The sequence below is a fragment of the Chitinophaga horti genome (genome assembly GCF_022867795.2).
In the GTDB taxonomy this organism is placed as follows: Bacteria; Bacteroidota; Bacteroidia; order Chitinophagales; family Chitinophagaceae; genus Chitinophaga; species Chitinophaga horti.
Window position 1 is genome coordinate 368,808 of sequence record NZ_CP107006.1, and the last position, 10,728, is coordinate 379,535.

Genomic DNA, 10,728 nt, shown 5'->3' on the forward strand with positions numbered 1-10,728 from the left:
TATGAGCGACTTCAGTCACCTTTATAAAAAATATAGTTCCGTTTCAAATCTTACCAAAGATTTAAACAACTCAGTGATCACACTAAAGAAGAGATCGCTTTTGACAGACAGTAAAGTGCAAGCAGAAGGACTTAAAGTCAGCGACGAAGATACCGATAAGGCAAAAAAGTCCCTGCAATTAATCCTGTCCATGCTGGAGCAGTTTTACAACAAGCAAGATATACACAATGATTTGTATGAGCTGATGGACAACCAACTGTTTAAAAACCAAGTCTTGGAAAACGTTGAATTTAAAGACAAAATTACCAACGCCCTTAACAAGTTAAAAAAGAATACCGAACTATCTACTCAAGACCTGACCAATATTGACCAGTTTATATCAGTATTGGATAATGAAGCATCCGTATTGTTTAAAAACTTCGAACCAGTAGAGGATGAAAGACTTTATAAAGGCCTTGTATGCGGACTTGTTACATCGGATTGATATTGTAGTAGCGGACATCAAAGGCACCAACTACCATGATGACATCAAAAACCGTTTTATTGACGAAACGGTTAAACAGTTCACTGATATCAGGGACCAGATTGTTAATACAGTAAAGAGTGGCGTGCTTGATCATGCTCTGTTTACAGGTAATAATCTATTTGGATTTAACGGTCTGCATAGGGATTTTAAGGCAATCCACTCTTATCGATACCTGGCCATTAAAAATTATAGAGATCCGGAAGTGTTCTTTTTTCAGCTGATTTCGAAAATCTACGCAGAACATCGTATATCAGCAATACCTCCCATCGTGTCTACCATCAGCAACCACGATTACTATTATTGGGCAGTGCCTTATTTTGAAATAATCGCGTTGCCCTGTGGAGAAGAGTATAGCCTTTTAAATTTACCGGACATGTATCATGAGATTGGGCATTTGCTACATTCTATGTTCCAGGGAAAAAGTTGTGAACTTTCAGGTAAAGAAATAAATCAGCATTTCGATCGTGAGCTCGTGCGTATTGTGGATGAAGGTCTCGGCGCGCATTATACCGAAAGAATCATCGAAGCTCAATATTATTGGCAGCAATCTTGGTTGGAGGAGTTTAGCTGTGACCTGGTAGGTACGTATATGACAGGCGCTGCTTATGGTTGGACTAACCTGAAATTGCTATCTACCGGACACGGTTTCAACAAGATTTATGAATCATCTGAATCGCACCCGGCAGACGAAGCACGTATGCGACTGATTATTTTAATGTTGAATAAACTAGGCCTTCGTAAGGAAAAGGCAGAAATCGAAGCGGCCTGGCAAGTATTTCTGAATGAGACCAACCCGCAGGTTCCTAACCATTATACATTGCTTTTTCCCAATCAATTATTACAACTAGTGATCGATGAATTTTTTGCATTCTATCAAAATGCAGACTTGGCCTCTCACCCTGAGCTAATCGCGGCAGGCCATTCCTCCGTTTCGGCTGTGTTAAACGAAGCCTGGCAACAGGCGCAAACTAACTCTGCCAATTATTATAAGCACGAAACAGACGCGATAAACGATCTTCGGACTAGCTTTGGCTTACCTATAATATAGTCGCCGCCTGGATATTTAACACTTTACATTTAAACTCTTAGTTTGTAAAACTGGTACTTAATATACTCAAGCACAGTTCAACAAATAGTGCGAAAAGGATGGTCTGGTAAACCCTTCTACCGGCTACTGGGTAAAAGACAGTCACCCTTTGCTAACGAAATCATTCAACGCATCCAGCAGTTGTTGATCTTACTGCAGCAACTTACCCGGCAGTACTACCAGCGCCATCTACCCTTAACCATTGCCCAGGTCTGGGTAACATTTTAGTAAACAGAACCAAATGTTGTTTCTGTTGAATCGCTCAAAATCCGCTACAGGCATCGATTGTATCGGATTTGTCTTTTTAGGGTACCATCCTGACCTCCCTTCAAAAAAGCCGTTTTGCCACTTGTTTTACACTTTTATCTACGGTATAAGAACCTGTAGAAGCTGCTCACAGCCTGTATGAAATGGCTGTTTACTTGCTTGGTTGCTCCCCGTTAACACCCGCTGACGCCTGTTGTTCCCCATGGAGCTAGGCCGCAGTGCGCTCCAGTTGTAGTATCCATGTACCCCCGTTTATTTATGGGAAATCCTTTCAGGCACCACCAGTTTCAGGGTATTACCTGTTTCAAGCCCCTTTTATTTTCTACTTTTGTGGTGCATATGCCTCCCGCACCTAGCTGCTATTCCCTATCCGCACCGCACGAAGCCTCATCCTGCGATTCATTACTGGAGATCATTGTTAACCAACCACTTTCAGGAAGTGTAGCCTTCCTGGTCACCTGCGCATGAAAAGCCCGGCCTATGCCGCCGTGCACAACTGGCGGAACGTAGTCAACAAGAGCGGACGTTATCCCATCCACCTCCGCATCACCCTTGGTACGACCAGCCGGTATTACCAGGTCGCCATTCCCCAAAAAGTCGCGCCCAAAGAATGGTCAGGCAAAGCCTTACATTGGGTAAAAGGCCAGCACCCTTTTGCTGATGAGATCAACGAACGCGTCCAGCAACTGTTGACCTTCCTGCGGGAACTTACCCGGCGCTACTACCAGCATCACCAACCCCTGGAAACCCTGCAACGTTACCAGGCGGCCCTGGGCGCACTGAACAAGTTTGACCCGGCCATTGCTTTCTATGACCTGACGGCGGAGTTGTTTGGGCGCCTAAAGACCTACCTGCGCAACAGCCTGCACCTGAAGCCTTCTACGATCCGCGGGTACTTCAATGCGTATGTAAAAGTGGTTCGCTGGGCCAGACAGGATAACCACCTCAGCGAAACCACTGAAAGAAGCCTTTTTGAAAATGTCCGTGTGAAGATTGGGAAGAAAAAGAAAGACCACCTGGAGCTGCAGGAAGTGATTGCCTGGAAAAACGCTGAAGGGCTGAGGGTTTACCAGCAAAAGGTCAGGGACTTTTTCCTGTTACAGATTTACACCGGCTTATACTATAATGACCTGCGGGTTCTTTTAAAGGCTGACCTTCGGTATGACCCTGAGTTTGGATATTACCTGTACAGAGATCGGTATAAAAATGACCAGTTATCGATCGTTCCACTGTGGATCTTTCCGGATGCCAAGCTATTGATCGATCAATACAGCGACATGGAGCCTGGCAGTATTTACCTACTCGATCAATCCTGGTTCATGGAAGACCAGGTGTATAAACGGCAACTCAAGGTGGTGGCTAAAAAGATAGGCTGGATAAGAAACGTCTACAATAAACTGGGGCGCCTGACAAACACGCAGCTACTCATCCGGTATGGAGTGCCGGTGCCTGTGATGTCCCGGCTATTAGGGCATGAAAAAACTGCCAATACTGAAGTCTACTTTGATATCAATATCAGGGAGGTCTTGAAGGGTTGCGAGGTATTGATCTAACTAAAATAATTACCTGAGGTATTTGTTCCCTTTTAACTAACCATAACAGACAAATAGGGCGCGTATTACTACCTCCCTAAAATTGCTTGCAATTTTGTAAATTCAGGAATCAGAACGCTGCCGTTATGAAGAATTACTTGCTTCCCAGCATTGAAAATTAGTTTGAAGAAATACTACATATAGAAGGGAAATTATCGGTGACAGATACCTTTCTTACCATTGCTAAAGACCAGTTCAACTCTACTGATCTGAATAATAGTCTGATTATAGAAGCTATCACCAGCTATCGGGATCTTTCGCAGTTGCTGCCTAAAGAAAACCTGTACTCCCCTAACTATGTATATAGAATGAATGTCATGGATCTTGATGAAGAAATAGCCAAGATTATTAGCCTTCATTGCTCTATGGCTATTTCTCAGGCTTATGAAGTATTTGAAAACTTCCTCTTTGATATTATTACTGACTTTTTGTTTAGGAACTCAGAGTATATGGTAACTCTTAATTTTTTGGAAGCTAAGCTAATATTGGACAAAAAGACAATTAGAGAAATGCTAAAGAAGAAAAGCGGATCAAATAATAAGGGCCTTTTAAGAATTATCAGGAAATTATCGCTGTTTTTCAAAGCGTACGAAGAAAAGAATATTCGCCAGATTAATATTTCGCAATGGTTTGATTTATTAACGATGGTTAGACATACCGCTGTCCATAATCGCCAAAAAGTATCTCACAGATTTTTAAATTACCTAAGAGAACAGAAGGCTAATAAACTGTTTGATCGACATTTTGAAAGAAAGAGAATAGGAAGAGATGTGCATGTCTACCTACAAAAAAATATAACTATTGATATCTTAAACTGGCTCAATTCGTATGCCTTTCTTATTTTCAAAGGATTATCGGTTGATCATGGCTTATCACCGGAAGTTCCACAATACACCCCTCCGCCATTGGACACTAGGTAAACAGTATGGAAATTCCCACCCTACATTGCTCAAAGAATGTTCTTATCACATTAATACGACTACTTTCGCCATGAAAGAAAAAATTAAGGACTTAATTTATAATTTTTTTGTAGAATCTGCCGATTTCAATGGAATACCGTTACGAACAATCAGTGAAACTCTACAAATTGAATACCAATACTCGATAGACATAATTGTCACGTTAGTAAATGAGGGGATAGTTTCTATACAATCCAGTACCAATCCACACATAATAGGTTTTAGCCATTATGCCATAACCGATCAGGTTTACTTACTTCAAGAGGCGAAAAACACTACAGTAAAAACAGAACAGTATGGCGAGATAATTTTTAGTGTAGAACAAACAGAATATCCAATTTGTCTATATCCCACTCCACATATCTTGGAGCAAGAAAGAGATTTGGGAAATTATGAAGGCGCAGTCTACACTAAACAATTAGCACTTGCTAAACCTCAGCTAGAGCCTGTTTTTTTCGACATTGATGTATAGACAGATATTATAATGATCCTAGGTTTGATTTTGACTTTAAAGATTACTCAGGTAGAATTCAATGTAATTATGATGAATCTGGCGCACCATTTTTACGAGAAGAAGACCAAGTTTTCTTAAAGTCATTTGGTATTGGCTATGATGAAGCGGGTAACCGTATGGCTGTTGTATTTAGGCGATTTCTCCACGATCTTACACCGGAACATCAATTTTACTGGAAGGGAAAACAGGCAAAGGGTAAATGTAAAGTTGTTAAAGAGTATTATGAAAACCTGATTCAAGGCAGATGGGTGTTCCCAAGGTCATTTTTTTCAGCATTTTTGTTAGAACTAAAATGGATAAACAAACTTACAAGCACAATCTTTGGCCAATCACTTTTCAGAGAAGGATTCGAGGCAGATAAACGTCCCAGGGATTTTACCTTTTTCTTCGTTCCTACACTCAAAAACTATCAGAATTTTGTATTACTACTGGACAAAATGCTTTCTGACAACATTAATAAAAGTTTTTTTGAAAGTAAAGGTATAGCTCTTTATAAGGAAAATGAATTACGAGATGGAAAAGTTGAGCGCATCTCAAAAGGAACTATTGCCTTGTTAGAAGAATGGCTAACCACTGTTTATACTCCTGTGACTGGAGCGAGCTTTGATCCACTTTTTGACCCATTGAAAAATATAAGACGGCAAAGACAACGCCCTGCTCATAAGATCGATCCAGATAGATATGATAAAAGCTACTCCAAAATGCAGGCAGAACTTATTGAGAGTGCTTATGAAGTTTTAAGAACTTTTAGAATGATATTCCAGGAGCACCGGGATGCTCACGCTATAATAGTGCCTGATTCCTTAGACAATGCTCCGGTGAAACCTTTTTAACTGAAAAAAATCTCCAGTATAATATTCAACCTAAATAAAAGTATTAATAAAATGACTTATGCCTGTTTATGCATCAATCTTCCTGAAACATTTTGGTGGGATTTACTCATCTCTATTGTTGGCGCTTTCATTGGATTTTATTTTGCATATATTATTTATAAATTGTCAATAAAGCATTTAAGAGCTGATCGACTAAAGTATGTGGCTTCGTTGTTGGAAAGTATAATTAGGACAACTGTTCAGCAAGGCCATAGCTGTAAACAACATGCAGAAAAAATCGCAACCAACCCTTTTGGATACAATTTCCTTCCATTAGTTGCAAGTTCAGATACCAAAAGGCTTGCGGAAAGAGTAGATCAAGAGGGGGTTTACCATGCTTATCTGGATAAATACAAGAGAAAGGCTTCAACTTACAAGGAGTTTAAGAACCTGTATGGTTATATTGATTACATTGATCAACTTCTCGAAGATTTAATACGGACAAACGAGAAAATTTTAAATGCTACTTGGGAGAGAAAAAATCAATATGCAAGTAACTTTACTGCGATAAGAGAGATTGTCAATATTTTATCAATAGATCCGGAAATTCAGGAGAAGCAACCAGAGGTTTACAGATTCTCTCAAAATTTATTTGATCAATTACAGCAGGCAAACCCAGACGCTGAAAATCTGGTCGATTCATACAACATAGTTGTAAAACCTCTTACGTCTTATTTATTAATTAACGCCAACCTACATCCCCGAATAACAGAACTTGTTTTTCTGTTGCAAAAGGCTGCAGATTACTATAGGGGTATAGAATTAGCTGCCCAGCACAATGCAAAAGATTACGATGAATATTCAAAGTCGCTAATCGAGAAGGGGCAAGAATTAGATCAAAAAAGCGCCCAATTACGTAGAGATTTCGCCATTAAATAATCGACCTGTTAGTTTGGAATGTATAAAGATAAATATAAGCCATCCCTAATAGATGGGTCATTATAGCTATTGGTAAGGCTAACTGCACATGAACCTACACCATTTATGAAAGTGAGTATAACATATAGCCAAATCAAAGAGAGAATTATTAAAGAGCTTAAACAGGCCCAAAAAGAAGTGCGAATTGCCATAGCATGGTTTACCGATGAAGACATAATACGGGAATTAACGCATTTGGCGGAGAAAGAAATATCAGTTACGACTGTAATAAGTAACGTTGAGGAAAATTTTAGAAACATCAAACCATGGTCCGATTATCTAAGGTCAGATGGCATACTGTATATTTTTACCGATACGCTGTTGCTGTAAATTCTGTTCCATGCTGACCCACCATTCTGTTTTATGTTGACCCACCATTCTGGGATGTTGACCCACCCTTTTGGTTGCCGGATTCTGGGATGCTGACCCACCCCGTTTTCGGAATGGAATGGATCGGGATTCTGGGTTGCTGACCCACCTTTTCGGAGTTTGAGTCGACTGGCATTCTGGCATGTTGACCCACCTGCGGACGTCGGTAATAAGAGTTTTTGCAGTCATTTGCTCCCAAAAACGGAGCATGGCGCAAAAACCTATAGCGATGGAACAATTAAAACAGATCGTTCAACTAAAGGAAGATGGTATCGGTATCCGTGAGATGGCGCGTCGTATCGGCATCAGCCGCAATACGGTCCGTAAATATCTTGAATTGATAGCAGAGAAGACGGAATCAACCCATGCCTTAACAGATAAGGAACTAGCAGATACTGCCTATAACAATGATTTGCTTGTGCATGACGAGCAACGGTTAGCTCAGCTGACCACCCATTTTCAGTATGCGCAAAATGAAATCAGCAAAACAGGGGTTACCCGCGCTTTACTTTGGCAGGAATACATAGATCAACACGCGGATGGCTATGTTTATAGTCATTATTGCTATCACTTCGCTCAGTATCTTAAAAGCCGGGACCTATCCATGCATCTGCAATACAGCCCGGCAGATACGATCATGGTTGACTTTGCGGGCAAAAAGCTGCATTACATTGACTCCTCTACGGGTGAGTATATTGAGTGTGAGGTCTTTATCGCTATTCTTCCTTTCAGTGGTGTTATCTTTTGTCAGGCTGTACACTCACAGCGAACCGCCGACTTTACCCACTGCATTAATAGCATGCTGAAGTTTTACGGTGGCGTCCCCGCCACGATTTTATGCGACAACCTAAAAACAGCGGTGATCCGCCCGGATCGTTACGAACCCATATTTACCGACGTTTGCACTCAGCTCGGCGAGCATTACGCTACCACCTTCAGCGCAACAAGGCCATATAGCCCTCGCGACAAAGCGATGGTGGAACGGGCCGTCAGTATTGTATACAACAGTATTTTTGGGCCATTGCGTAACCAAGACTTCACCAGTCTGGCAGCATTGAATGCTGCCATCGCACAACAGCTCATTTTACTTAACGACAAGCCCTATAAGAAGACACCTTATAGTCGTAACTATCTGTTTAAACAGGATGAGCAAAACTTGTTAAAACCGCTGCCAACAGCGGCATTTACCCCCAAAAAAGTAGTGGTGCTGACTGTCCAGCGTAACTATCACGTTCAGTTGTCTGAAGATCACCGGTATTACAGCGTCCCCTTTCAGTATACAGGAAAGAAGGTAAGGGTACTTTATGACGCCCGAACAGTGGAAATCTATCTTGACTATGAGCGTATTGCATTACACCCGCGTAATACAAAACAGGCCTATACCACCCTTGCGGAGCATATGCCGCCTAACCACCAGCGTATGCAACAAATCAAAGGATGGAATCGCGATGACCTGTTAGCCTACGCATTACGCATTGGCACCGCAACGCACCAGGCAGCCTCATTAATCCTGCAAAATAGCATCTATATGGAGCAAAATTACAAGTCCTGCTTCGGCATGTTGATGCTACAAAAGAAGTATTCGATGCAGCGCCTGGAGGCCGCCTGCACCAGAGCCCTGCTTGGCAGCAGGGTTAACTATATCATGATCAAAAACATACTGGAACGAGGTCTGGACCAACAGGTGCCTCCTCAAACCGGAATACCAATCCCGGATCATGACAACATAAGAGGCAAAGATCATTATCAATAAACAAAATTTCATCAAAAACACGACAGCAATGAACACTACTCAAACACTGGAGCAAATGCAACAACTCAGGTTATCCGGCATGTATCAGGCCTATCGCTCGCAACTGGAACTGCCTTTAAACAAGCAGTTAGAAGGCCATGACCAGGTAGCCCACCTTGTACAGGCAGAATTACTTAACCGCACTAATGAAAAAACAGCCTACTACCTTAAGCTGGCTAAATTAAGGCTGGCATCTACTATTGAACAGATAGAGTGCTCAGCAGCCCGCAATATTACCAAACAGCAGCTGGCCGGTCTTGCTGAGGGCCGATACCTGGCCCAGGGTGAAAATATTCTTATTACGGGTGCAACAGGCTGCGGAAAAAGTTACCTGGCCTGTGCTTTGGGCCATCAGGCCTGCTTGCAGGGACATAAAACTACCTACCTGAACATGAATCGCCTGATAGAAAAGATTACACTGTCGAAGCTCGACGGCTCCTATATCAGGATGCTAAATCACCTGGAACGCCAAACGCTCATTATATTAGACGACTTTGGCCTGGCACCTATGACTCAGGAGGTCAGATTAACCATATTGCAACTCCTGGAAGATAGGTATGGCAAAAAGAGCATCATCATCACCTCCCAACTTCCGGTAGCAAAATGGTACGAATATATCAACGACCCAACGCTGGCCGATGCTATTATGGACAGAATGACAGCCAATGCACAACGAATAGAATTAAAGGGTGATTCTATGAGACGGAAAAAGGGGAAAGCAAATCAATAACAAGTCTTACTTTTAACACGCAAAAGCTCTTATCACTTTTACCTGCTTCGCAGGTGGGTCAACATCCCAGAATAGTGGGTCAACATGACCAGAATATACAGTTGCATCATAAAATCTGCCTTATTGACCAGCTTACAATAATTAATGGCTCTTATAATTGGAGTTATTCAGCATGTAATAATGAAGAAAATATAATGATACTCACTATTGAAGCCAACAATTCTGCTGATAGTACGATAATAGAGAGTATTTATAGACGGCATGGATTTTTATGTAAAAATGGTAGTCAACGGATAGATAGATTTGAAACCCTAGGTTACTATCAGACTCATAATCGAGATTTTAGTATTACACTCTCTAAACTAGATGAACATGAAATTGAACTCCGAAAACTGTTTCAAGATCGTATAACAGAAACCTTTCACAAAGCACAAGGGTTGAAGTTGGGTCTATCTGATGAATTCCTACGACAAATGGTGCGTGAAGGTGGAGGGGTTAACTTTGTAAAACGTATTCTAAGAGATGAAATGAGAACAAATGAAGTAAAATCCGGTTTTATGAAGTTGGTGTTGTTGACCCCTCCAAGGCTGGATTTATCTTTAGAATTTCAGGTATTACAACCGGAATTTGGTATCCTTTTTTCCGAAGAAGAAAAAGCGTTTTGCCAAAAACTAGTAGGTTGGGGTGGAAGAGGGGAAATGCCGAATATGAGTTAATAGCCATACCCTGTAGAAGCCCGTTGTCCCTTTTTTCGTACCTTTATATTATCAATAATATATTAACTGTTAGGTGTGCTTTTGTTGATATTTGAGTTAATATAGTATTACATCTGGTTTTACACTTCTTACATAACGCATTGATAATGAATATTCGTTCGTTCCCAGGTCGGGCAACATTCTTTGACGGTCTCAGCACCCTAGTCTCCGCGCTGAGACCTTCTTTAAAGCCCGCATCTGACGTCAAGTTTGACTCGGTAAAAGTTTTACCGTTAGTTTTACACACTGCCTCTAATATATTGATTATCAACTTGGGTTCTCTCCCAGGTCGGGTAACAGATGGTGAAGATCCGCTCTCAGAGCGGATCTTCTTTTTTTGCCATTAT

General features: G+C 41.3%; 11 protein-coding genes. All 11 read left to right on the forward strand.

The features are described from left to right. Position 1: 1 nt before the first annotated feature. The 11 genes from MKQ68_RS01680 to MKQ68_RS01730 all read left to right on the forward strand — a co-directional run bounded on the left by MKQ68_RS01680 (position 2) and on the right by MKQ68_RS01730 (position 10,342). A complete protein-coding gene (locus tag MKQ68_RS01680) occupies positions 2-484 on the forward strand; it encodes a hypothetical protein (protein ID WP_244837143.1) in 483 nt (160 codons plus the stop codon). Continuing rightward, positions 435-1,574 (forward strand): hypothetical protein, encoded by a 1,140-nt coding sequence (locus tag MKQ68_RS01685; RefSeq protein ID WP_264281808.1) that lies wholly within the window; start codon positions 435-437, stop codon positions 1,572-1,574. Before MKQ68_RS01680 ends, MKQ68_RS01685 begins: the two co-directional genes overlap by 50 nt. A gap of 770 nt (positions 1,575-2,344) precedes the next feature. Next, positions 2,345-3,433, forward strand: coding sequence for a site-specific integrase (locus MKQ68_RS01690; protein ID WP_264281809.1), 1,089 nt, complete (start codon positions 2,345-2,347; stop codon positions 3,431-3,433). A 197-nt stretch (positions 3,434-3,630) separates the two neighbouring features. Then, a complete protein-coding gene (locus MKQ68_RS01695) occupies positions 3,631-4,392 on the forward strand; it encodes a hypothetical protein (protein ID WP_264281810.1) in 762 nt (253 codons plus the stop codon). Between the two features lie 70 nt (positions 4,393-4,462). After that, complete coding sequence (locus tag MKQ68_RS01700; RefSeq protein WP_264281811.1) at positions 4,463-4,903, forward strand: hypothetical protein; 441 nt, start codon at positions 4,463-4,465, stop codon at positions 4,901-4,903. A gap of 158 nt (positions 4,904-5,061) precedes the next feature. Beyond that, positions 5,062-5,778: a hypothetical protein gene (locus MKQ68_RS01705; RefSeq protein ID WP_264281812.1), complete on the forward strand. Its 717-nt coding sequence runs from the start codon at positions 5,062-5,064 to the stop codon at positions 5,776-5,778. A gap of 51 nt (positions 5,779-5,829) precedes the next feature. Next, complete coding sequence (locus MKQ68_RS01710) at positions 5,830-6,696, forward strand: hypothetical protein (RefSeq protein ID WP_264281813.1); 867 nt, start codon at positions 5,830-5,832, stop codon at positions 6,694-6,696. A gap of 105 nt (positions 6,697-6,801) precedes the next feature. Further along, the gene (locus MKQ68_RS01715) at positions 6,802-7,065 is read left to right on the forward strand and encodes an FAM83 family protein (RefSeq protein ID WP_244837135.1); all 264 of its coding nucleotides are present in this window, start codon (positions 6,802-6,804) and stop codon (positions 7,063-7,065) included. Positions 7,066-7,333: 268 nt separating this feature from the next. Beyond that, positions 7,334-8,857, forward strand: coding sequence for an IS21 family transposase (gene istA, locus MKQ68_RS01720; protein ID WP_264279728.1), 1,524 nt, complete (start codon positions 7,334-7,336; stop codon positions 8,855-8,857). Positions 8,858-8,885: 28 nt separating this feature from the next. Then, on the forward strand, positions 8,886-9,626 hold the full coding sequence (istB, locus tag MKQ68_RS01725; protein ID WP_264279729.1) for an IS21-like element helper ATPase IstB: 741 nt from the start codon (positions 8,886-8,888) through the stop codon (positions 9,624-9,626). Between the two features lie 74 nt (positions 9,627-9,700). Further along, positions 9,701-10,342, forward strand: a complete 642-nt coding sequence (locus MKQ68_RS01730; protein ID WP_264281814.1) for a phospholipase D-like domain-containing protein — start codon at positions 9,701-9,703, stop codon at positions 10,340-10,342. Positions 10,343-10,728: the final 386 nt, after the last annotated feature.

Excerpts from the sequence above, each read along its gene's own strand:
- MKQ68_RS01680 (WP_244837143.1), top strand. The coding sequence starts at position 2 with ATGAGCGACTTCAGTCACCTTTATAAAAAATATAGTTCCGTTTCAAAT.
- MKQ68_RS01685 (WP_264281808.1), top strand. The coding sequence starts at position 435 with ATGAAAGACTTTATAAAGGCCTTGTATGCGGACTTGTTACATCGGATT.
- MKQ68_RS01690 (WP_264281809.1), top strand. The coding sequence starts at position 2,345 with ATGAAAAGCCCGGCCTATGCCGCCGTGCACAACTGGCGGAACGTAGTC.
- MKQ68_RS01700 (WP_264281811.1), top strand. The coding sequence starts at position 4,463 with ATGAAAGAAAAAATTAAGGACTTAATTTATAATTTTTTTGTAGAATCT.
- MKQ68_RS01705 (WP_264281812.1), top strand. The coding sequence starts at position 5,062 with ATGGCTGTTGTATTTAGGCGATTTCTCCACGATCTTACACCGGAACAT.
- MKQ68_RS01710 (WP_264281813.1), top strand. The coding sequence starts at position 5,830 with ATGACTTATGCCTGTTTATGCATCAATCTTCCTGAAACATTTTGGTGG.
- MKQ68_RS01715 (WP_244837135.1), top strand. The coding sequence starts at position 6,802 with ATGAAAGTGAGTATAACATATAGCCAAATCAAAGAGAGAATTATTAAA.
- istA (WP_264279728.1), top strand. The coding sequence starts at position 7,334 with ATGGAACAATTAAAACAGATCGTTCAACTAAAGGAAGATGGTATCGGT.
- istB (WP_264279729.1), top strand. The coding sequence starts at position 8,886 with ATGAACACTACTCAAACACTGGAGCAAATGCAACAACTCAGGTTATCC.